Annotated in this window: 21 protein-coding genes; 16 read left to right on the top strand and 5 right to left on the bottom strand. The window is 35.5% G+C overall.

What is annotated here, in order from left to right; translation table 11 throughout:
• The first annotated feature begins 23 nt into the window (after positions 1-23).
• Together MHI40_RS11340 and MHI40_RS11335 are read left to right on the top strand one after the other, a co-directional pair.
• On the top strand, positions 24-860 hold the full coding sequence (locus tag MHI40_RS11340; protein WP_340762734.1) for an alpha/beta fold hydrolase: 837 nt from the start codon (positions 24-26) through the stop codon (positions 858-860).
• 132 nt (positions 861-992) lie between these two features.
• Positions 993-1,946, top strand: a complete 954-nt coding sequence (locus MHI40_RS11335; protein WP_340762733.1) for a GNAT family N-acetyltransferase — start codon at positions 993-995, stop codon at positions 1,944-1,946.
• A gap of 173 nt (positions 1,947-2,119) precedes the next feature.
• On the opposite strand, the gene MHI40_RS11330 is transcribed toward MHI40_RS11335, so the two are convergent.
• Together MHI40_RS11330 and MHI40_RS11325 are read right to left on the bottom strand one after the other, a co-directional pair.
• Positions 2,120-3,502 (bottom strand): glycine--tRNA ligase, encoded by a 1,383-nt coding sequence (locus tag MHI40_RS11330; protein ID WP_093538517.1) that lies wholly within the window; start codon positions 3,500-3,502, stop codon positions 2,120-2,122.
• Between the two features lie 343 nt (positions 3,503-3,845).
• The gene (locus tag MHI40_RS11325; protein WP_340762732.1) at positions 3,846-4,172 is read right to left on the bottom strand and encodes a YrdB family protein; all 327 of its coding nucleotides are present in this window, start codon (positions 4,170-4,172) and stop codon (positions 3,846-3,848) included.
• 376 nt (positions 4,173-4,548) lie between these two features.
• Here MHI40_RS11325 and MHI40_RS11320 point away from each other — a divergent pair, with 376 nt between their 5' ends.
• From MHI40_RS11320 to MHI40_RS11270, 11 genes are all read left to right on the top strand, one after another.
• Complete coding sequence (locus MHI40_RS11320; RefSeq protein ID WP_175496337.1) at positions 4,549-5,187, top strand: helix-turn-helix transcriptional regulator; 639 nt, start codon at positions 4,549-4,551, stop codon at positions 5,185-5,187.
• Positions 5,188-5,198: 11 nt separating this feature from the next.
• Positions 5,199-6,008, top strand: coding sequence for a pyruvate, water dikinase regulatory protein (locus MHI40_RS11315; RefSeq protein WP_093538518.1), 810 nt, complete (start codon positions 5,199-5,201; stop codon positions 6,006-6,008).
• A 217-nt stretch (positions 6,009-6,225) separates the two neighbouring features.
• Positions 6,226-8,055, top strand: a complete 1,830-nt coding sequence (gene dnaG, locus MHI40_RS11310) for a DNA primase (RefSeq protein ID WP_340764486.1) — start codon at positions 6,226-6,228, stop codon at positions 8,053-8,055.
• Positions 8,056-8,084: 29 nt separating this feature from the next.
• The gene (gene rpoD, locus MHI40_RS11305; protein ID WP_093538519.1) at positions 8,085-9,209 is read left to right on the top strand and encodes an RNA polymerase sigma factor RpoD; all 1,125 of its coding nucleotides are present in this window, start codon (positions 8,085-8,087) and stop codon (positions 9,207-9,209) included.
• A gap of 20 nt (positions 9,210-9,229) precedes the next feature.
• Positions 9,230-9,850 carry a hypothetical protein gene (locus MHI40_RS11300; RefSeq protein ID WP_340762731.1) on the top strand — a complete coding sequence of 207 codons (621 nt, stop codon included), beginning with the start codon at positions 9,230-9,232 and terminating at the stop codon, positions 9,848-9,850.
• A 296-nt stretch (positions 9,851-10,146) separates the two neighbouring features.
• Positions 10,147-11,103 (top strand): sugar kinase, encoded by a 957-nt coding sequence (locus MHI40_RS11295; RefSeq protein ID WP_340762729.1) that lies wholly within the window; start codon positions 10,147-10,149, stop codon positions 11,101-11,103.
• 14 nt (positions 11,104-11,117) lie between these two features.
• The gene (locus tag MHI40_RS11290; RefSeq protein ID WP_093538522.1) at positions 11,118-11,738 is read left to right on the top strand and encodes a bifunctional 2-keto-4-hydroxyglutarate aldolase/2-keto-3-deoxy-6-phosphogluconate aldolase; all 621 of its coding nucleotides are present in this window, start codon (positions 11,118-11,120) and stop codon (positions 11,736-11,738) included.
• A 16-nt stretch (positions 11,739-11,754) separates the two neighbouring features.
• Positions 11,755-12,828 (top strand): mannonate dehydratase, encoded by a 1,074-nt coding sequence (gene uxuA, locus MHI40_RS11285; protein ID WP_340762728.1) that lies wholly within the window; start codon positions 11,755-11,757, stop codon positions 12,826-12,828.
• Complete coding sequence (locus tag MHI40_RS11280) at positions 12,825-13,661, top strand: SDR family oxidoreductase (protein WP_340762726.1); 837 nt, start codon at positions 12,825-12,827, stop codon at positions 13,659-13,661. The genes uxuA and MHI40_RS11280 overlap by 4 nt, the downstream gene beginning before the upstream one ends.
• A 3-nt stretch (positions 13,662-13,664) precedes the next feature.
• Positions 13,665-14,669: a LacI family DNA-binding transcriptional regulator gene (locus MHI40_RS11275; RefSeq protein WP_340762724.1), complete on the top strand. Its 1,005-nt coding sequence runs from the start codon at positions 13,665-13,667 to the stop codon at positions 14,667-14,669.
• Between the two features lie 85 nt (positions 14,670-14,754).
• Positions 14,755-16,092 (top strand): gluconate:H+ symporter, encoded by a 1,338-nt coding sequence (locus MHI40_RS11270; protein WP_093538526.1) that lies wholly within the window; start codon positions 14,755-14,757, stop codon positions 16,090-16,092.
• A gap of 110 nt (positions 16,093-16,202) precedes the next feature.
• On the opposite strand, the gene MHI40_RS11265 is transcribed toward MHI40_RS11270, so the two are convergent.
• From MHI40_RS11265 to MHI40_RS11255, 3 genes are all read right to left on the bottom strand, one after another.
• Complete coding sequence (locus tag MHI40_RS11265) at positions 16,203-17,168, bottom strand: fumarylacetoacetate hydrolase family protein (protein WP_340762723.1); 966 nt, start codon at positions 17,166-17,168, stop codon at positions 16,203-16,205.
• A gap of 217 nt (positions 17,169-17,385) precedes the next feature.
• The gene (locus MHI40_RS11260; RefSeq protein WP_340764484.1) at positions 17,386-18,543 is read right to left on the bottom strand and encodes an MFS transporter; all 1,158 of its coding nucleotides are present in this window, start codon (positions 18,541-18,543) and stop codon (positions 17,386-17,388) included.
• 367 nt (positions 18,544-18,910) lie between these two features.
• Positions 18,911-20,734: a V4R domain-containing protein gene (locus MHI40_RS11255; protein WP_340762722.1), complete on the bottom strand. Its 1,824-nt coding sequence runs from the start codon at positions 20,732-20,734 to the stop codon at positions 18,911-18,913.
• 226 nt (positions 20,735-20,960) lie between these two features.
• On the opposite strand from MHI40_RS11255, the gene MHI40_RS11250 reads away from it, so the two are divergent.
• The 3 genes from MHI40_RS11250 to MHI40_RS11240 all read left to right on the top strand — a co-directional run bounded on the left by MHI40_RS11250 (position 20,961) and on the right by MHI40_RS11240 (position 24,088).
• Positions 20,961-22,160 carry an acyl-CoA dehydrogenase family protein gene (locus MHI40_RS11250; protein WP_340762720.1) on the top strand — a complete coding sequence of 400 codons (1,200 nt, stop codon included), beginning with the start codon at positions 20,961-20,963 and terminating at the stop codon, positions 22,158-22,160.
• A gap of 107 nt (positions 22,161-22,267) precedes the next feature.
• Entirely contained in the window at positions 22,268-23,218 is a 951-nt protein-coding gene (locus MHI40_RS11245) for a VOC family protein (protein WP_340762719.1), read from the top strand.
• A gap of 15 nt (positions 23,219-23,233) precedes the next feature.
• Positions 23,234-24,088 (top strand): alpha/beta fold hydrolase, encoded by an 855-nt coding sequence (locus MHI40_RS11240; protein ID WP_340762717.1) that lies wholly within the window; start codon positions 23,234-23,236, stop codon positions 24,086-24,088.
• The last annotated feature ends 11 nt before the right edge of the window (positions 24,089-24,099 follow it).

Below are 24,099 nucleotides of genomic sequence, written 5' to 3'. Positions count from 1 at the left end.
GATTTTAAAGGAGGTAGTTTGTTATGTCGGAGTGGAAAAAAGAGTTGATTGAAACTAATCGTGGACGCTTTGAGGTGTTTGTAAAGGGAGAGGGTGAACCTGTTTGTATAACTCATCATTATTCGGAATTTAATGAGTCTGGAGACTACTTTGCGGAAACATTTATAGAAAATAATAAAGTCTTTTTAGTTAATTTAAAAGACGCAGGGAACTCCGATAAAGCAGGAAATGCACATGAATTAAGCATGGTGGACGCAGTACTTGACCTTGAAGAGATTCGAAAAGTATATGGATACCTATCCTGGACATTTGCTGGACATTCAACTGGTGGAATGATTGGTGTTCTTTATGGAATTCATTTTTCATCTTCTTTAAAATCCCTTATTATTGTAGGCTCCTCTGCAAGAGAATATAGTTCAACATCAAGTAGGTGTATTTACAATGAAGGACATCCTAAATTTAAACGGATGCAAGAATTGATGGAACTACTAAAACCGCAAAGACTTACGGGAGATGAACGAAATAGATTGTCTAAAGAAAGAACTCAACTATCTTTGTTTGAACCAGAAAATTTCGAACAATACTTCTCGAAAAATATCTCTAAAAAACTGTCTGCAAATAGATTGAACTTTTTTAGTAGAGAACAACTGATTTTTGATGTTACTCGTCAATTATCAGCAGTTAGAGCAAAAACTATCATTCTTTGTGGTAGACATGATGTTCAATGTCCTGTGGATTTTTCAATTGAAATGAGTGAACTAATTCCAAATGCTTCACTCCATATCTTTGAACAAAGTAACCACTATCCATTTTTAGAAGAAGAATTCGAATTTAAAGAAGTTTTAAAAAGTGTAATATAATAAAAATATTCTTCAAGTGGCTGCCTGTAAGGGGTGCTTTTTCTTATTGAACCAACGAGGCAGTTTAGTTGAAGAAAAAAATGCCACTACCTCATGGTAATATAAGGATAAATACAAAGGGGGAATACTTAAATGTCACTTATAACCATTGCAAAAGCTACCATTACGGATGCTGAAAAACTAACAGAAATTAAGAAAAGGACTTTTGATGAAGAATTGAAAAAGTGGCTTCCAAATCAAGAAAATGTAGTTGATTACAATATTCAGCCACCAGGATATACTTCTATTGAGATGACTAAGTATATGATTAGAGAATTGGAGTATTTTAAAATCTTGCGGGATATAGAAATTGTAGGTGGAATAATAATAACTATTTCTGGTGCGAGTTACGGAAGAATTGACCGTATTTTCATTGACCCTAACTACCAAGGTAATGGAATTGGTTCAAGGGCAATAAATTTAATAGAGGATGAGTTTCCTAATGTTAGAACTTGGGACCTTGAAACGTCAGGTAGACAAATTAACAACCATTACTTTTATGAAAAAATGGGCTATAGAACAAGCTTTGAAACCGAAGAGGAATATGGTTATCTAAAGCAAATAGAAACTTCATCGGAAATAGAAAACTTAGTTAAAAATAAAAACATTTCAAGTACCCAATACGAGAATTGCGATATGGCAACAACGGAGTTTTATGGTGTAAATTTAGAAGGAAGTTCATTCAGTAACAGCAATGTAATGAATAGTCATATAAGCAATTGTAATCTCAGCAACTCAAAGTTCCAAAATTTAAATCTTAGAAATTCACTCTATGCCGATTTAAATCTTTCTAACAGTGAAATGATATTCGTCACTTTAGGTGGAGTTAATTTTATTGATACAAACCTTGGAGATGAAAGTATGCCAATCACATTTGAAAGATGTGATCTTGAAGGAAGTAAATTTAGTAACAGTAATCTAAGAAATGTAGAAATACAAAATAGTGATTTGTCTGGTATGAAAATAGATAATGTTCCAGTAGAAGAGCTTATTGATGCTTACAATCAATTGAATAAAAATAATCAAATGAGTATCAGAGAATTTTAAATTTATCCTCTGAATCTACAGTTATTGGCCCATTTGCTATTAACAAAGAACAAATAGAACTTTCTCAAAAATTCATGAAGCATGCTCTTATCTCTCTGCTAATAAAAACGCAAGAATAATGGTTTAACTTGATAACCATCATTCTTGCGTTATTAATTTTAATAAAGTTTCACTTAGAACTGTAAGTGATCTTCGATATATGCTTTTACATCGGCGATTGGCATTCTTGTTTGTTCCATCGAATCGCGGTGGCGGACAGTTACTTGGCCATCTGTTTCTGAATCGAAGTCATATGTGATACAGAAAGGTGTTCCAATTTCATCTTGACGGCGGTAACGTTTACCGATAGATTGGGATTCATCAAAATCTACCATGAAATGTTTACTTAAGTCTGAGAATAGAGCAGTTGCACCTTCAGACAGTTTTTTAGACAGTGGTAAAATTGCTGCTTTGATCGGTGCTAAAGCAGGGTGGAAGCGTAATACTGTACGAATATCTCCACCTTCTAATTCTTCCTCATCAAATGCTTCACATAGGAATGCCAATGTTACACGGTCAGCTCCTAAAGATGGTTCGATGCAATAAGGTACATAGCGTTCGTTCGTAATTGGGTCAATATAATTGAAATCTTCCCCAGAATGCTCCATATGTTGTTTTAGATCAAAGTCAGTACGATCTGCAATACCCCATAGTTCACCCCAACCGAATGGGAATTTATACTCGATATCTGTTGTTGCGTTTGAGTAATGAGAAAGTTCATCCTCTGAATGATCACGTAAACGGATGCTATCCTCAGACACTCCAAGGTTTAACAACCAGTCCTTACAATAGGTACGCCAAAATTCAAACCATTCCATATCTTCGCCTGGTTTACAGAAGAATTCTAATTCCATTTGTTCGAATTCTCTTGTGCGGAACGTGAAGTTACCTGGTGTAATTTCGTTACGGAAACTTTTACCTACTTGTGCAATACCGAAAGGCATTTTTTTACGCATAGAGCGTTGCACGTTTTTATAATTTACAAATATACCTTGTGCTGTTTCAGGACGTAAGAAGATTTCATTAGTAGAAGCTTCTGTTACACCTTGGAACGTTTTGAACATCAAGTTAAATTGGCGGATTTCTGTGTAATCAAAAGCACCACAAGATGGACAAACTACATTGTGCTCTTTCATGATTTCTTCCATTTTCTCGAATGAAAGTCCGTCAATTACCATCTCAATACCTTTTTTGTCTAAAGCATCTTCAATAATTTTATCAACGCGGTGACGTGACTTACACTTTTTGCAATCAATCATAGGATCATTGAAGTTACCAATATGACCAGATGCTACCCAAGTTTTTGGATTCATCAAAATTGCTGCGTCTAAACCTACGTTATAAGGTGATTCTTGAACAAATTTTTTCCACCAAGCTTTTTTGATGTTATTTTTTAGTTCCACTCCAAGGGGGCCGTAATCCCATGTATTTGCTAGACCGCCATAAATTTCAGATCCAGGAAATACAAAACCTCTTTGTTTTGCTAAACTAACTACGTTTTCCATTGTAATTGTCATTTAAAAACCTCCATTAATTTTTTCTTTTAACCCGGAATACAAAAAAACTCGTCCCCGGGCAAAAATGCCCGGGGACGAGTTTATAACCCGCGGTTCCACCCCGATTGATTGCTAAAAAACAATCCACTTTAAAAGCATAAGCTCCGAGCTGCCGTTTTCCTACAATGTGGTCTTTCACTATCTCCACTCGCTTTAGTGTAGTACTTATTAATGCTCTTCAACGCTTTATTATTTGTAGCTATTGTATCACGAGCTACTTTACTTCGCAATCACTTAGAAAGAATAGACAAACAACAAAGTGATAAGGATTTGTTGGGCTTGTCTCCAGGGTGACAAAATAGTTTCATTGATCCCATAAGTATATTAGAAAACGATTTACTAACACGGTCGTTGCGTAAACAATTGCTAAAGTTGGTTTACCTGAAAAGAATAATGCTAATGCAGCTAATCCAAATATTAATAGTTCTAGCAATAGCCGATGAAATCCTTTGAAAGGTATTGGAGCTGCAGGGGATCCAAAAACACCCCATAAAATTGCAATAAACAGCGGTAATCCTATGCCCAATAGCAACCTTATAAGAAGGTCTTGACTACTTTGAAATCCCCAGTACGCCAAAAAAGCAAGGGCACATACTTCTAAAATAAACCGTAACGCTATATTAATTACCATTGAAACCATCCTTTTTAAGTTTATTAGTCTTTATACTTAAACTTTGAGTAAATAGTTTCGTATTTTTACAGGTCTGAAAATGTGACTTAGTAGTAGAAAACTAGAAATATAAAAGCTGAAAACCACCAACCAGGGTAATGGAAGGTGGTTTATTTTAAATATGAAAGGATGGTCCATTTTTGTACTTACGCCTGTCAAGATTATGTTTTTTGTTCCCCAAAAAATTCTCAAAAATAACTAATATTAGTTGGGTTAAAGGAAAAGCACAAATATGACTTAATTCCTTGAAACATTGGTATATCCAGGATTCTTAATTTTGATTGTAGGGTTTCAATATGCTACAATACTTTAGTATTAAGTATAACACTTTGAGGCGGTGAATCCAATCGAACTCAACAAACGGCAAAATGAGATTTTGGACATAGTAAAAGGAAACGGTCCTATCACTGGCGAACAAATAGCGGAGCGACTTAGCTTAACTAGATCCACTTTACGTCCTGATTTAGCTATATTAACGATGGCAGGCTTTCTAGATGCTCGACCACGTGTGGGATACTTTTATTCTGGCAAAAAAACGAGCCAAGCAATTTCAGACAATATAGCTCAAATGATGGTGAAAGATTTTCAATCAATTCCTGCAGTTGTTGATGAAAGTATGACGGTGTATGATGCTATATGCCATATGTTTTTAGAGGATGTAGGGTCATTATTTGTACTAGATAAAAATTCAATGCTTTCAGGAGTTCTTTCCAGAAAAGACTTTTTACGAACAAGTATTGGTAACCATGATTTGAACAAAATCCCAGTACATATGATTATGACAAGAATGCCTAATATAACATATTGTTTGAAAGAGGATACACTTTTTGAAGTGGCCAAGAAGTTAATGAATCGTCAAATTGATTCTTTACCTGTTGTAAAAGAAGGAAAAGAAGGGTTAGAAGTAATTGGTAGAATTACAAAAACTAATATTACTCGTGCCTTTTTATCATTAGCCGATGACCATGATCTATAAGGAGTGAAACGATGAAAATGCTAAACCTGTTTATAGTCTCGGATTCAATTGGAGAAACGGGCGAACTAGTAGCAAAAGCGGCAGTAAGTCAGTTTAGACCTGGTCTACAACACACTAAATTTAAGCGATTTACTCATATTGATTCTTTAGACCATATTAAAGAAATTACAGAACTTGCTAAAGAGCAAGGTGCTATAATCTTGTATACACTGGTACAAACTAAAATGCGTCAAGCATTAGTAGAATACTGTAACTTATACAATTTGGAATCTGTAGATTTAATAGGACCGGTTATTAATCTATTTGAAAAAGAATTAAATGAAAAACCATTTGAAGAGCCTGGTTTAGTAAGAAAGTTAGATGAAGACTATTTCAAAAAAATTGAAGCCATTGAATTTGCAGTTAAGTATGATGATGGAAGAGATCCCCGTGGCTTACTCCAAGCTGATATCATTCTAATAGGGGTTTCGAGAACTTCTAAAACACCATTATCGCAATACCTCGCAAACAAAAGATTCAAAGTGGCGAATGTTCCACTCGTCCCAGAAGTAGAGCCACCAGAGCAACTTTTCCAAGTAGATCCAGCTAAATGTGTGGGTTTGGTAATCACACCAGAAAAATTAAATTCTATTAGAAAAGAAAGACTGAAAGCAATTGGTTTAAATGATGATGCAAGTTATGCTAAAATAGAGAGAATCAACGAGGAAATTCTTCACTTCGAGAAAATAGCTAAAAAAATAGGCTGTAAAGTTATTGATGTGACGAATAGAGCTGTTGAAGAGACTGCTAATTTAGTAATAAATCATATTCAACAAAAATAATTTAGGAATTTTTAAACCGATTCACGTTTGTGAAAAGGTTTTTTCTATTGTTTATCGAATAAATAAAGAATAGATTAATAATCTAAAATGTTTTATAATAGTAGTTTGTGGAAAAATAGCTATTAAGAGATATTTTATATGATTTTTTTGTCGATTCTTGCAGGATTTTTCTTTCCTTTCACGAATTATTAAAGGAGCAAGTAAAGATGGTGAAAAAGTGTCGGGTCGTATAGAAGAAGAGGTAATCGAACAAGTTAGGAATAACAATGATATTGTCGACGTCATAAGTGAATATGTTCAACTTACAAAAAGAGGTCGAAATTATTTCGGTTTATGCCCTTTTCATGGTGAACAGACACCATCTTTTTCAGTAACACAGGAAAAGCAAATTTTTCACTGCTTTGGTTGTGGTGCTGGTGGAAATGTAATTACATTTTTAATGGATATTGAAAATCTTTCCTTTCACGATGCGGTTAGTAAACTTGGTAGTCGAATCGGTATGACTATTGAAGAACGTTCTTCTGGTGATACAGAGTCAAAAGCGCCTGTTTCTAAAGAGGTTACTCTGATGAAAAAAGCACATGAGTTTGCAAGTGATTATTATCATCATTTACTACTTCATACAGAGGAAGGAGAAAATGCATTACTTTACCTGGAGGAAAGAGGGTTTTCTAAAGAGATTATCGAAAAGTATAAAATAGGGTGGTCCCTACCGAAATGGGATGCTTTAACTACGTTACTTGAACGTAAAGGTATGGATTTACAAGAAATTGAGAAAACTGGGCTCATTATCCGAAAAGAAAATGAATTAAAGTATTTCGATCGATTTCGTGGAAGAATTATGTTCCCAGTTTTTGATGAAACTGGGCATGTTATCGCTTTTTCCGGTAGAATACTCGAAAAGCATGAGAATGAAGCTAAATATATGAATAGTCCTGAATCTCCAATATTCCAAAAAAGCCATGTGCTTTATAACTTGGACAAAGCAAGATTAGATATTCGAAAACAACGTAATGTAATTGTTTTTGAAGGTTTTCTCGATGTAATTGCTGCCTCTAAAGCAGGTATTGAGAACGGTATTGCAACTATGGGTACCGCTTTGACGTCATCTCATATAACAAAACTAAATAGACTCACTTCTCATGTTACGTTGTGTTTTGATGGGGACCGAGCAGGTATGGAAGCTGCTAAAAAAGCTTCTACTGCTTTACAGGCCCAACAAATACAAACGGAGATTGCAATTATTCCGGATGCAATGGATCCGGATGATTACATTAAAAACTATGGGGAAGAAGCATTTAGAACAAAGATTATTGAAAAACCACATTCTTATTTATCATTTATGATGATTGTTTCAAAAAGGGACAAAAATTTTAATAATGAAAATGATACTTTACAGTATATCCAAGAGATATTGGAAATACTGAGTGATAGAAGTTCTTCAGTTGAACGTGATTTGTATATACGTCAGCTTTCACAAGAAACGAATGTATCAGAAGAAGCAATTTATCAACACCTACGCAAAATTCAAGGAAAAAAAGCAAAACAATCTAAACAGGAATCTTCTATCCCTATAACAATTAAACCAGAAATGACGAAGATAAAGAAAGCAATATCCGCAGATGAAAGAGCTGAGCGGATATTATTATCCCATATGCTTCATAATCCTAGTGTAATTGATATAGCAAGAAGAGACTTGGAAGATCAATGTTTTATCAGAGATGCCTATGAAGTAGTATTTGTTCGTTTAACTGGGTTTTATGAAGAGTATCCAGATGGAGATTATCAACGTTTTTTAGAAGTATTAAACGATGCTGAGTTAAGAAAAATAGTAATGGAAGCAGCGCTCTCAGAACGTGATCCAGAGCATGAAACAGAGGAAGTCATGGACTGTTTGCGCCATATACGAAAATACCGGATTGAACTGCGTATTAAACGTAAGTTACATGAAGCGAAAGAAGCAGAAAAAATGAGTGATATTTCAAAGGCTTTAGAACTCGCTCAAGAAGCAATACGGTTGAAAAAGTCTTTGAAAACTTTAGAGTAACTATCCGGTAGCAAAAGGAGGAATTTCTTATGGCGGACAAGTCCGAACGCACAAAAGAAACAGAAATTGAATTATCTTTAGAAGAGGCAAAAAAACAATTAATCGAATTAGGTAAAAAAAATGGTGAACTAACGTACCATGATATTGCAGAAAAATTAGCTCATTTTGAGCTTGAATCTGATCAAATTGAAGAATTTATCGATAATCTTGAAGGTAGAAATATCGAACTTAGCCGTAAAGATGGCGATGAGGAAGATTTGGATCGTTTAATGAAAGGGAAAGAAGAGACTTTCGACTTAAATGATTTAAGTGTTCCACCAGGTGTCAAAATCAATGACCCCGTTCGTATGTACCTGAAGGAAATTGGACGAGTAGACCTACTAAAAGCTTCGGAAGAGATCGCTTTAGCTGAGCGTATCGAACAAGGTGATGAAGAAGCAAGAAAACGTTTAGCAGAAGCTAACCTTCGTCTAGTAGTAAGTATCGCGAAACGTTATGTTGGACGTGGCATGCTATTCCTAGACCTTATTCAAGAAGGTAATATGGGACTTATTAAAGCTGTTGAAAAGTTTGACCATCGTAAAGGATTCAAATTTAGTACGTATGCAACTTGGTGGATTCGTCAAGCGATCACACGTGCAATTGCAGACCAAGCAAGAACAATTCGTATTCCAGTGCATATGGTAGAAACAATTAATAAATTAATACGTGTTCAACGTCAATTATTGCAAGATTTAGGTCGTGAACCATCTCCAGAAGAGATCGGGGAAGAAATGGACTTACCAGCAGAAAAAGTTCGTGAAATTCTGAAGATTGCCCAAGAACCAGTTTCCTTAGAAACACCGATTGGGGAAGAGGATGATTCTCACTTAGGAGACTTCATAGAAGATGCAGATGCACAATCACCATCTGATCATGCAGCTTATGAACTGCTTAAAGAGCAATTGGAAGACGTTTTAGATACGTTGACTGACAGAGAAGAAAATGTATTACGTTTACGTTTTGGTCTTGATGACGGACGTACGAGAACACTTGAAGAAGTTGGTAAAGTTTTTGGAGTTACTCGTGAGCGTATTCGTCAAATTGAGGCAAAAGCATTACGCAAACTACGTCACCCTTCTAGAAGCAAGCGTCTGAAAGACTTTTTAGAATAGAATGAAGACATCCACTGCGGATGTCTTTTTCAACATTCTATGAATCTGATAATACTGGTTTACCAGATGAAAAGAGGACTAACATGTCACTTCAGCGTAAACAAATAATAATGAATGAAATTTCATTTTGGAAAAAAAACAAGCTGCTGCCGGAGCATTATTGTGATTTCCTTCTCACTTTATACGCTCAAGGTGAAAATCAGGAAGAAGAGCAAACGGAGAATGCGTCGAAAGCAGTATTAGCAAAAAACCAAAATTATAAAGTTATATTGTATGTAGTAGTTGGTTTGTTGACTGCAATCTTGTTAGCGAGCTTATTTGTGATGACGACTGCTGTTTTTATACCTATTATTCTTGTGGCAGTTGCAATTCTTTCTTTTTTATACATAGCTATTAAACTAGTAAAAAATAAATCTCTAATGGCACCCCTGCTGTTCGTATTTTCCGCGCTTTTGCTGTTAGGTTTATCTTTTAAAGTATGGGACATATATTTTGTTGAGGAACCTTTAGTGTTAATCGGATTAATCTTCGGAAATTGTCTATTATGGCTGTTTTCCGGCTTAATGATGAAGTTAGTATATTTTAGTATTTCCGGAGTTTTAGGAGTTTTATTAATAATTGGATATTATATATTCATGTAAATTTATCACTTGCATCAATAAAAAATACAAATGCCAACAAACATTCAGAAATGTGAATGATTGTTGGTATTTTTTTATTAGATGATAAATTATGATATTCATTTGGAAAAGTGAGTATCTAAACCGAATAGATAGACGAGGGAGTCGTGTATTATTGAAGCATTTCCTAGCATTAATTGACGAACAATTGTAAATAGTACTTGATATTGAAAACCCTTTCAATATATAATCATTATAAACCGATTTACTAAACCGATTTATGAAAAAGAATATATTGTTATAGGGGGTTAGGTTCAATGGATACGGATTTTGGTGTACTAACATTAGGAGATGCTTTAATAACATTTAATCCATCTGTAACTGGACCAATGAGATATGTACCGACATTTTCAAGAAAAGTAGGGGGAGCAGAGTTAAACTTTGCGATTGGTTGTGCCCGTTTAGGACTCAACTCTAAATGGGTGAGTCGATTAGGTGGGGACGAATTTGGACGAGTAATATATAACTTTGCACGTGGTGAGGGTATTGATGTTTCTGAGGTTAAGCTGGTCGAGGGCTATCCTACATCCTTGAATTTCAAGGAAATTCGAGAAGATGGATCAGGAAAAACGTTTTATTATCGTTACCAGTCCCCAATATTAACGATGGAACCTAGTGATATTACAGAACAAATGTTAGATGGGATTGACTTAGTTCATCTAACTGGTGTTTTTATGGCAATAGATAAAAAAAATATAGAAATAACTAAAAAACTATTGATACTTGCTAATCAAAAAAATATACCAGTATCATTTGATCCAAATATTCGTTTGAAGTTATGGACAATTGAAGAAGCAACCGCAGCATATATGAATATTTTCCCCTATGTAGATATACTGCTTACTGGGTTAGATGAAATCGAGATGATTTTAGGTGATTCAACAGAACAGGCCTTAGTTGAATGTGCAAAGCGCTTCAAGATTTCAGAGTTAGTCATAAAAGATGGTGGGAATGGTGCAAGAGTTTATACCAATAATAATTGGTATAAACATGAGGCATTTCAAGTGACGCCAATAGATACAGTTGGAGCGGGAGATGGCTTCGATGCCGGCTATATTTATTCATATCTTCATGAATATGAACCAAACGAGCGACTGAAGTTTGCTAATGGAGTTGGTGCACTTGTGACTACGGTTTCCGGGGATAATGAAGGGCTTCCGGAACTATCGGAAGTACTAGCTTTTATACGAAACGATAAAGTTATTGAGCGATAAGGAGGAAATATAAAATGACAAAGTATTCTACATTGACACAAGTTACAGAGTCAAAGGTCGTTGCAGTAATTAGAGGAAATAGTGCTGAGGAAGCTGTTCAATTAACAAAGGCAGCAGTTGAAGGTGGAATTCGAATTATTGAGTTAACTTATACAACTCCTCAAGTCCAGAAAGCATTTGAAGAACTTCAAGAAATAGATGCAGTTTTAGGTGCAGGTACAGTACTTGATGCGGAAACTGCTCGGCATGCAATCCTAAATGGTGCAAAGTTTGTCGTTAGTCCACATTTTAGTGAGGAAGTGGCAACCGTTTGTAATAGATATGCAATTCCATATTTACCAGGCTGTATGACAATTCGTGAGATGGTAAAAGCGTTAGAGTCAGGATGCGATATATTGAAACTATTCCCGGCTAACAATTTTGATCCTTCTTTTATTAAATCTGTTAAAGGTCCTCTTCCACATGTTCAAATAATGCCGACAGGTGGCATTAATGCGAATAATATGCAAGAATGGCTAGCAGCTGGCGCAGTTGCAGTAGGTGTTGGAAGTGATTTGAACAAAGCGTATAAAGTTGGTGGATATGACGCAGTTGTGGAAGCAAGTAAAAAGTATATAGATGCTAGTAAAAACTGAGAGGAGAGAGTATATCATGAATATGACTTTTCGTTGGTACGGAAGAGGCAATGATACAGTAACACTCGAAAATATAAAACAAATACCAGGTGTTAAAGGAATCGTATGGGCCCTCCATCAAAAGCCTGCAGGGGAAATATGGGGAAAAGAAGAGATTAAAGAGGAAATCGATTATATACATTCATACGGTTTTCATACCGATGTAGTGGAAAGTGTGAATGTCCATGAATCTATTAAATTAGGGAACGAAGAGCGTGACCAATATATTGAAAACTACAAGCAATCAATTCGAAATCTTGGAGAATACGGTGTAAAAGTAATTTGTTATAATTTCATGCCAATATTCGACTGGACTCGTACGGAAATGTTCCATCCACTAGAAGATGGATCAACTGCATTGTTTTTCGAAAAGTCAAAAGTAGATAATATAGATCCACAAGAATTAGTTAAAACAGTAAGTGAATCCTCTGACTTGTCCTTACCAGGATGGGAACCAGAAAGAATGGCTCATATTGCGGAATTATTCGAAGCATACAAGGAAGTTGATGAAGCTAAGCTTTGGGCTAATCTTGCTTATTTCTTAAATGAAGTTTTACCAGTAGCTGAGGAAGCTGGCATTAAAATGGCTATTCATCCTGATGATCCGCCGTATTCAATCTTTGGTCTGCCACGTATTATTACTGGCGAAGCAAGCTATGAGAAACTAATTGCAATTTCGAATTCATCTTCCAACGGATTTACCATGTGTACTGGCTCAATGGGTGCAAATCCTGAAAACGATATGGTCCAAGTGGCTAGAAAATATGCAACACGCTCTCCATTTTCACATATTAGAAATATAAAAATTTATGAAAGCGGTAACTTTACTGAAACTTCGCATTATACGAGCGATGGATCTATCGATATAAAAGGTGTGGTAGAAGAGTTAAATAAACAAAATTATGATGGGTATGTGAGACCAGATCACGGTCGACATATTTGGGGAGAGGTCTGTCGCCCTGGATATGGCTTATATGACCGAGCTTTAGGCATCATGTATTTACTAGGGTTATGGGATGCTTTTGAAACAAATAAGGAGGTTTCGCAATGATTCCTATTCATGAAAATATAGATGGTCGGGTTGCTGTAATTACAGGTGGTGGCGGTGTGTTATGCTCCCGAATGGCAGTGGAACTTGTACGTCATGGGGTAAAAGTTGCCATCTTGAATCGAACTGCCGCAAAAGGTCAAAAGGTGGTAGACGAGATTACTTCCAAAGGTGGAGTAGCAATTGCCATAGAAACGGATGTCTTAGATCGTGAGTCTCTTGTTCGTGCAAAAAAAGCTATCTTGGAGCAATTTGGTCGAGTTGATATTTTGATAAATGGAGCCGGTGGTAACCATTCAGATGCGATTACTGGCCCTGAAAAATACGAAGAAGATGCGACGAGTAAATCCTTTTTTGATTTGGATGAAAGTGGATTCTCAGATGTTTTTTCTTTGAATTTCACAGGTACTTTTCTACCTAGCCAAGTTTTCGGCAAAGATTTACTAAAAGCGGAATCTCCGACCATTATTAATATCTCATCGATGAGCGCATATGCACCATTAACGAAAATTCCAGCATATAGTGCAGCAAAAGCATCTATAAATAATTTTACAATGTGGATGGCTGTTCATTTTGCAGAAGCTGGATTACGTGTAAACTCCATTGCACCTGGATTTTTTGTAACAGAACAAAATAAAGATTTATTACTGGACGAAAATGGCAACTATACAGCTCGCTCACAAAAAATAATGGCAGCCACTCCGATGAAAAAATTTGGAAAGCCTGAAGAACTATTAGGAGCGCTGTTATTTTTAGTAGATGAATCATATTCGTCATTTGTCACTGGCACAACGATGGCTGTTGATGGTGGTTTTATGGCTTACTCAGGAGTATAAGAGATGAAAAACATTACAATTGCCGATGTAGCAAGACATGCAGAAGTTTCTAAAAGTACAGTTTCCCAATATTTAAACAAACGATATGAGTATATGAGTGAGACAACACGAAAGAAAATTGAGAAAACAATTAAAGAGCTAAATTATAGACCTAATGTTGTTGCTAGAAGCTTAAAGCAAAAGTCGACTTTTACGGTGGGAGTCATTGTGGCTAACATTCTACATACATTTTCGACTCAAATTATACGCGCAATCGAAAATAATTTTCACCAAAAGGGTTTTCATATTATTGTTTGTAACGCAGATGATGAACCAGAAAAGGAAAGAAATTATATTGAAATGCTAATGGCTAAGCAAGTCGACGGTTTTATCATCTTTCCAACAGGCGGTAACGTAGATTTATACAAAGAAATGATTAACCAAAATATCCCATTAGTATTTATGGATAGAACGATTGATGAAATGGATATACCAACTGTAATGCTCGATAATATGGATGCTTCAAAGCTAGCAGTACAAAGTCTTGTGGATAAGGGCTATAAACGTATTTCTATTATTACTACTTCAATCATTCGAAACATAAGTCCTCGTGTGGAAAGGATACAAGGTTATAAGAAGGCATTAGAGGATTTCCAAATGCCAGTAGTACCAGATTATATAAAATCTCCGGATGTAAAAAATTTAAATTTAGCAATCGGTGAACTGTTCCAATTAAATGCACCGCCTGATGCGATTATTGCAGGGAATGATCGGGTGTTAATCGGTGTATTGAATTATATTAAAGAACATGATTTGAAGATTCCAGATGACATAGCAGTTATTGGAATTGATGAAGTTTCATTCGCAGGCTTTTTCACTCCTACTATTTCGACCATTTCTCAACCTACCGTAGAAATGGCAAATCAAGCAGTGAAACTATTATTAAATCAAATTAACCATGAGGTAGATTTGGGGGAGACGGGAGTTTATCGTTTGAAAGCAACTTTAAATTCACGAGAATCCTATTAAGTTAAACAGAATTATAGGTAAGGATATTCTAAACATGTTATAAAATCATCTCAATGAAAATTGAAAAGGGTTAGGGGAAATGAATATGGATTGGTTTATCGAATACGCTCCAATAATTTGGGTAGCATTAGGGGTAGCACTTTTATTATTTCTAAATATAGTTGTGAAACTTAATAGTGTATTGGCTCTATTAATTGTAGCTACATTAGTAGGTATTTTAAATGGTTTAACATTAGATGCAGTTGTTATCTCTATAAAAACTGGATTTGGTAGTACACTTGGAAGTTTAGCAATCATAATTGGTATGGGTGCTGTACTAGGGAAATTAATGGTAGACTCTGGAGCTGCTCAACGTGTAGCTTCCACCTTACTGAATAAATTCGGTGTAAAGAATATTGAATGGGCAATACTAATTGTCGGGACAATATTTGGGATTTCTGTTTTTTATGAAGTAGCATTTATCATTCTTGCACCTCTTGTAATTAGTATTGCTATTGAAGCGAAAATTCCTTATTTAAGACTAGGGATTACAATGGTAGCTGCAGCAACGATGGCACATAGTATTTTTCCGCCACAACCAGGACCAACTGCACTGGTAGATGCTTATGGTGCAGATATGGGTATGGTTTATATTTTAGGAATTGTTGTTGTAGTTCCATCCGTTATTTGTGCTGGTATTATTTTACCAAGAATGTTACGTAATTTAGACTTACCTGTTCCACCTCTTTTGAAGAAATCAAAACAATTCTCAGAAGAAGAAATGCCTGGATTTGCTGTTAGCTTATTAGTGCCTTTACTACCAGCAATTATTATTACTGCCGCAACCATCATCAATATTTTTGTAGATAGAGAGACCACTTTCTCTCAAATTATTAATTTCTTTGGTAGTGCTGAGATTAGTATGATTCTAGCTGTTCTCGTAGCGATTTATGTCTTCGGTACAAGTAGAGGGAGATCGATGAAAGAAGTCATGGGTTCCTTCTCTGGAGCTATTGAAGGAATTGCAATGATTGTCTTTATAGTAGGAGCAGGTGGGGCCTTCAAACAGATCATTCTAGATACTGGTATTGGTGACTTTATCGCTGGAATGATGCAAAATACTAGTGTATCGCCACTAATCATGGCATGGTTAATTACAGCTATTCTGCGTATTGCGACTGGGACAGGCGTTGTTTCAGCCATTACTGCAGCAGGTATAGTAGGACCGCTTATTCATACTTTTGATGTTAATCCTGTTCTAATGGTATTAGCAACTGCAGCTGGAAGTAACACTATTACACATGTAAATGATGCATCCTTCTGGTTGTTTAAGGAGTATTTCAATTTATCTATTAAAGACACGTTCAGAACTTGGGGACTTCTTCTATTCACCAACTCTATTGTAGGATTAGGAGTCGTATTATTACTTAGCTTGTTTATATAATTCATGTAAAAATGCTTTGCGATGCTACTGTTTTAGTAGTATAGCAAGGCATTTTTTATATGTAAACCGATACTTCCATTTCCTAAATAGGCATAATCGAGTAATTCTTTTTAGGAATTTACAGATATACTTTGAACAACTGTTGATCTTTGTTTACCGAGGTCAATATAATGATCACGGCTTCTAATTTCAAGTTCGATTATATCTCCTGGTAGTAAATAACCATTTTCTTTTTGGGTTTCTACAAAGTAGTTAATTTTTTCTTCGTACGTTGTATTTATATCAATCATTTTTTCAAGTATATCTTTATTTAATCGTAAACAGACTCCACCGGGTGTCCCGGTTAATATTAAATCGCCAATACGTAAATCAAAAATAGTCGACATTTCCGTTAATGTATCAGATGGCTTAAACAACAAATGATCGCTAAAGGAATGTTGCCGAACTTCGTCATTTACTCTTAATATTAGCTCTAAATCATTCAGATAGTGAATTTCATCTTGTTCTAATAAATACAGGTAGGGGCCAGTAGGACAAAATGTACGATAACTTTTCCCTTTAAACCATTGTTGTTCTACAATTTGTATATCGCGTGCCGAAACGTCGTTTGCAATTACTAATCCACCGATATAATCACCAATATTTTGGGTGGTAATGTTGGTTTCTTCTGTGATATCTTGTTTGAGGACAAGTCCTAATTCAATCTCATAATCAAGCAATTGGACATCTTGCGGACATATTATATTTGTATTAGCTGCACTTAATGTACTTGGGGACTTCATAAATAGTAAATTATATGCAGGCTTTTGTTGAGTAAATCCAGCTTCTTCACGATGTTCAGCATAGTTTGTTCCCTGGCAATAGATATTCCCGTCATGTGTAATAGGTGATAAAAGAGTGATTTCTTCCATAGAGATAATAATACCTTCTGTTTTAGCCCTTGTAATTTGCGAATGTCCATCTGTTAATATGCTCCGAAGCGTTGGAAACGTTCCCTCTATAAGGCGTAAATCTTCTTCATAAATTCCCCAACGTTCTTGTCGATCATATTCAAAACGTAATAAACGTGTCCCCATTTTGAATCCTCCTTTTATTTAGTATGTTTCATTATAGGAAGAAAGTGGACTCTAAAAATACAATAAAAGCCTGCTGAATTTTCCAAGGAAAACTGCTAAAAGTCATTGAAAATTAAAAAGAGATATCTTAGAGACGATGTAAATAATAAAAGGTAATAAAAAAACTAGAAGCATAAAACTCCTAGTTTTTTGTACACCCTTTAGTTGTATTGTTTTTTTATAGGGCAGGAGCATGGGGATCTTTTGCATGTGACTTTGAATTGCTCATTATTAAAATAATTGACCATACAATCGCTAAACCTGTCAAACCGAGTGAAGCAAACAATAATGTAGTGCGCCCACCTTCAAAGCCTGTAATATTTAAAATGGTCTGGTAAAAAAGGGGGCTTAATAAACCGCCAAGACCTTGTGCAGCTACTATGAAACCAACAAATGAAATGCCTTTTTTCTCATTGGATAATTCGGATATTCGTGCAAAAACTCCTGGAAGTGCTAATCCTAGGCCGATTCCACCAATAAAACTAGCAACAAATATCATTGTTAAGCTATTTGATAAATAACACCCAAGTATTCCGCCGGCAGTTAATAAAATAGCTAGAGGTACGTTTTGGGTAGGCATGAGTGCACGAATTCTAGAGAAGAACATACCAATAATTAATGTCCCAAAAGTGAATAAGGATATTGCTAGGCCTGCTTCCGTGGCACTTCCTAATCCTTCTGATTGGATAAGAATAGATATGTTTGTCACATATCCAAAAACTAGCATGGAGAAAAAGACTTGACCAATAGTAAAACCATATACCGTTTTAGGTGCAGTGAATAATGTCTCTTTCAAAGAAGCATGAACTGCAACTTTCTTTGCTGGTTCTGGTAAATAAAGAAACGTAATTGCTAAAATCCAAATAGGGAATAAATAAACTAAGAAACCATATTGCCAACCAAAGTTGTCTGCTAACATACCACCACCAAGTTGGAAGAAAATAGCTCCGACACAAGCGATCGTGGATGTACCGAATCCAATTAAGAAGTCGCGCTCACGATCCTCGAAGAACCTAGTAATAATATCAATCGATAATGGTAATGTAATCCCTACACCAAGTCCTAATAATCCTCGGAAAAGAATAATTAAAAATAAATTATCAAGGAAGAATGGCATAATACCACCAATCATAAAGAATATTAAACCAGCAAATAGTAAACTACGAGATGTGAACTTAGTCGAGAGTTTACCGTAAAATAAGGAAGGGAAAATCATAAATAGTCCAGGAATAGTTGCAATTAACATAACAGTTGATGGTGCATACTCAGGGAAAGCTTCAATTAAATCCGCCATAATAGATCCTGCTACACCTGCTGCTACATCTTGGAATGCGATAATGACAATCAGAAACTTTAAAAAGCCTTTGCTCTTTGTTGGAAAAATAATGTTACCTCCTCTTATTAGTAGTAATTTCCGAAAAACTGTCTAGCATCAGAAATGGATAGAATGGAACAATGATTACTTATTTTTATGGACACTTCTTACTTTAGAGAGTGGTACATATCTCTAAAATCTCTAGTTAAGAAAGCGTTTTCATTTCATTCCCCTTTCTTTCAAGTTAGTAAAATCGTAGCATTTTTGATTTTGATATAAATAGATAAACTTTGTTTAAAAACAACGTTTGCTTTCATAAGAATTTATTGAGATACCATTATTTTCTCAAAAAAAACCTACGCCTTTAAAAAGCGTAAGTTGTAAAAAATTATTCGATTTCAACCTCGCCTAGTATTTCTAATGCTTCAATACAGAACATTAATTCGAAAGAATCCTTAGAATTCCGTAAATTTTTGTTTAATAAATCTTCGAGCTTTTGAATGCGATATACTAAGCCACTCATAGATAAACTTAAATCAAACATCGTCTGCTGTAAATTACCATTATTCTTTAAAAATATATAGAGTGTTTTTAAAAACTCAACTTTTTTTGCTTCTTTTAACTCTAAAATTGCCTTTAACTCATGCTTTGCTAATTGAACAATCGAAGCTTTGTTATGTGAATTGATAATCGAGCTAATGATACTAGTATTTTCAAATAAGACAATTGATTGCTTTTTATCTATATTTAAAGCAATAATCGATTGCTGATGTGCTTCGGGAATATCTTCAATATCTTGGATGGTACGACTAATACCAATCCGAAAATCATAAATTTTGAAGGAACGCTGTAAGTGCTTTATTATACTTTCAGCAATTTCCATTGTATTTGGCTGTTTTTGCATTAAAAAAATAATTTCATCTTGAAATGAGGTAATGAAAATAGGTATTTTATGCATTTCCAAATAAATCGTAAATGTTTGAATGACTTTTGAAAGAATTTGTTGCTCTTTAATCTGCATGTTATTTTTGAGGATTTTAACGTTTCCTATAAAAAATTCTTGGCTTAAATCTATTTCCATTAAGTAGCTACGATAATTCATACTCGATTTTGATGTATATTGTTTTTGCAATAGCTGTTCAAAGAAGTAAGCTTTCATATTCTCGATAGCCTCTAAACTCGATTTCTCATTTAAATAATGAAGGGAGCAAACGGTTGCTGCCCGTTGGATGAAGTCTCGCTCAAATTCTAATTGCTTTGTCTGCGTGGGATAAATAAATGATATATAACCAATGACTTGATGATGGACTGTAATTGGACAAACTAGCCTCGTATGTTTTTGACCATCTATTTGTAATGGATGTTCGGGTTCTATCGGCTTCAACAATAGCTTGCCTGATCGGGTTTGCCCAACTTGCTTAGCAAAATCTTCGTATAAGCCATCTAGGTCTTCTAAAGTAATACCAGCGGTAAGATATGGCTTTAAGTTTAAGTCTTGCAAAACAACAGGCGTATCGAGCGTTTCGTAAATCGTTTCTAATAATTGCTCTAATTTCATCCCTTGTGTAAGTCCTTTTGTTAAATTGTTATGAAATATGGACACTAGTTCCGTTAAGCGCTTTTCTTGATAAAGCTGTTCATAAGTTGTATTTAATTCATCAATCATACGAGAGTGATTCATTTTAATTACATATGATTGTGTTTCTTTATCCCAATCCTCTAGTGCCTTCATTTCAAACGCACATTCCGCATCTCCCCGTGCTCGACACGTTACTTCAATAATATATATCTCTTTTTTTGTTAAATAAGAAGTGAAACCGCTTGCATATCCAGCCAATGTGTGACAAGCAACCTGTTCACTCACTCCGAAATGCTGTAAATGTTCTGAAGATTCATATGAATTAATCCAAACTCCTTTTGCATAAATCTCTTTAATATTATCGTGGTCATCTAAGTGTAGTACTCTTTCGGTTACTAAATCCGTAATTTGTCCGGTATTTAGGTGATAAGAGGAAGCAGAATCTAACTTTTCACGTAACCCAAGTTGCATGCGGTCTACTTCTTTTGCATGGGCTACACCCAAATTCCATCCATACCTTAATAAAAAGGTTTTTGCATGATCATATCCTAAATGCTCGATAAGTTCTTTACGTAATAAGCCAAATGAATTTGATGTTGTATACAGCTCTTTGTCAAACGTTGGTAAAGTCATTTGTTCGCCTCTTTTCGTAAATTCTTTACAGGGAAAAATGTGTTATTAAGGGTATTTTATCAGAAAATTTAGAAAAGGGTAGCGCGAATTGAGTGAAAATTAACTATTTCTGTATTTTGAGTATTTTTTGTTGGTATTGAAGTTTAAAATTCAACGATTTTCATTGTACAATTCCAAATTTTGTTTCGTTACATTTAACGTATCTTACAAGATAGGAGTGAATACGATGCCAGATGTACTGACAAAAAATGAGCTTGCGATTATTGATGAAGCAAAAGTACTAGCAGAAAAAATACGTGGGCGTGCAAAAATAACGGAGGAGTTACGACGTATTCCAGAAGAAACTATTCAAGAATTGAAAGATACAGGTATCATAAAAATCTTACGTCCCAAACGATATGGTGGTTTGCAGTTAAGTGTAGAAACATATGCAAGGGTAATTGTTGAGATTTCAAAGGCATGTGCTTCTACGGGATGGATTGCTTCATTATGTGCCATTCGTGAATTAATGGTAGCTGAATCATTTAATGAACAAGCGCATGAAGAAATCTTCGGTCAAGACCCAGAAGATGTTCTCTTTGCAGGGGTATACGAGCCTCGAGAATGCAAAGTACAAAAGGTAGATGGGGGCTATTTAATCGAAGAAGGTCACTGGATGTTTTGTTCAGGATCATTGCATGCTACATGGGGTTACTTTGGCATGTATATAAAAGATGAAAACGGAGAAATTTTGGAGCAACTGTTAATGACCGTCCCATTTAGCGAACTCGAAATTGAAGATGATTGGTACACACTTGGCTTAAGAGGCACCGGGAGTAATGCTGTTCGTATGAAAAATGTCTTTGTACCAGAAAATCGTGTGACGTCTTATCTCGATGTATTAAACGGAGATTTCAAATCATCACATTTACGCGATATTCCTTTATATAGTACCGCTTTATTCCCAGCATTAATTCTTTCGCTAGGCTTACCGGCATTAGGGGTTGTGCAAGAAATGCTTGAGAACTTTAAAAAGGGATTGCCTTATCGTACAGCTGTGCATATGGGCGTGAAGATGATTAAAGATGCAGCTAGCACACATACGTTATTTGCAACAGCAACAATAAAAGTGGAAACAGCTGAAATGTACTTAATGAATTTAGCTAAAAGTATGGATGAGTGGGCAGATAAGCAAGAAATTATGCCAAAAGAGCTTCGTTTGAAAGCGCTAACAGATATCGGTTATGCGAACGAATTATTAAAAGAAGCGATGGATGAGTTACTTGCTGCTAGTGGTTCAGGTTTTGTATACGACCAAAGTCCAATGCAACGGTTAATTCGTGATTTTATGACGATGCATTCTCATCGTTCATTATCTCCTGTTATAACACGTGAAAATTATGGTCGACTATTAGTAGGGCTAGAGCCAAATGCAATTCGCTATTAAGTAAAAACCAATGAAGAATGATTTGTTTTTCAACTGTTTTTTCCATACTTTTGAAGAATCTACTTCTATTAAAATAGCATTAAAGAAAGAAAGGAGTTAGTTAGTGAATGAATCCCAAAATTGCGAAGTTAGGTTATGTGTCATTGCAAACCTCAGATATGGAGACATCCGTTAACTTTTTTCAAGAAGTAATAGGACTGGAATGTACTAACAAAATCGGCGATAGTTATTATTTTCGCGCTTGGGGTGACTTTGAGCATCACAGTTTAGTTCTTAGCCCTGGTGAGACTGGAAAGGTGACACATTTTGGTTTACGCACAAAAAGAAAAGAAGACGTGGAATTATTCGAACAGCAGTTATCTGCAAAAGGCTATGAAATAGAAAATGTACCTGCTTGGACAACAGCTGGTATTGGAGAAGCAATTCGATTTACTGCACCATCTGGTCATCGTATAGAATTATATTATGATATCCAGCGTCCTCAAGTAGAGGATTCCCGCAAATCGGTTCTTAAAAATCAAACATATAAATCTTGGGCCAAGGGAATTTCACCTAGACGTTTGGATCACATCAATATTCATACAAGTGCTGATGCAAAAAGCGTGTATGCATTTTTTGTAGATGAACTAGGATTCCGCATTAATGAATGCATTCAAGAAGAAGATGGTGCATTACTAGCAGGATGGATGAGTGTAACGGAACTTGTTCATGATATCGCTTTGGTAACACATAAAAAGTTAGAAACCACCGCAAGATTCCACCATATTTCATACTGGTTAGATGATGTAGGAGATATTTTCCGAGCAGCAGATATTCTAAAAGAATCTAAACTACAATTTATCGGGCCAGGTAAACATAGTATTTCACAAGCTACTTATTTATATGTCATTGATCCAGGCAGTGGATGTCGTGTAGAACTCTTTACAGGTGGCTATTTAATCTTTGAGCCGGACTGGGAAACAGTTGTATGGAGACCAGAAGAGCGTAAACTTGGCAATACATTTTGGGGAGATAGCATTACAGGGAATGAGCTCATTCTTCCAACAATTGAAGCATAAAGGGGAGGTATATATATGCAAGTAACGACAGAAGTAACTGTTAAATCACAAAGAATAACAACAGGCAAATACACCACATGGATGAATGAATCAGGTCAACAACATCCAGAAACAATTTTATTTTTACATGGATCAGGACCAGGAGTAACCTCCATTGCAAACTGGAAATATGCGTTAAATGATTGTGGGTCACAGTTTCATTGTTTAGCTCCAGACCTATATGGTTTTGCCCAAAGCGATCATCCAGACGTACCGTTAAAAAACCGTCAAGCATGGATGGACTGTTGGATGGAACAAGTGATAGAAATTATGGATTATTACAAATTAGAAAAAGTTCATATTGTTGGCAACTCATTAGGGTGCTCAATCGCTTTAGAATTAGCTGTTGAATATCCAGAGCGCTTTGATCGCATTGTACTAATGGGACCAGGAGGAACGCCGAATACAAAGTTAAGTTTAGAGCTGGCACGTGCTAAAAACTTTTATGATAGCCCATCTGAAAAACGCCTCCAGCAGATTATGGGATGGTTTGTATATGATAAAGAGGCAATGCAACGAGTCATTGATGAAGTGACGAAGCCAAGATTTGAAAATGCAATGAGAGAAGAAGTGAAACGTTCGAATAATTCTATTTTTGCTACGGCAGCGGTACCGATTCCAACAGTCGCATTAAATAGACTGCAACATCCAATTTTACTGGTACATGGTCGAGATGACAAAGTATGTTCGATTGAATCCAGTTACTATTTATTAGAACATTTGGGAAATGCACAGCTACATGTTTTTAGCCGATGTGGTCACTGGACTCAAATTGAGAAAAAAGATGAATTTAATTATTTAATTCAACAATTTTTCAATAGGTTAATATAAAGACTTTAAAA

Origin of the sequence: Psychrobacillus sp. FSL H8-0510 (assembly GCF_038008345.1) — a bacterium.
In the GTDB taxonomy this organism is placed as follows: Bacteria; Bacillota; Bacilli; order Bacillales_A; family Planococcaceae; genus Psychrobacillus; species Psychrobacillus psychrotolerans.
The sequence above is the reverse complement of the archived record's forward strand: the minus strand, read 5'-3'. Positions and strand labels throughout refer to the sequence as shown.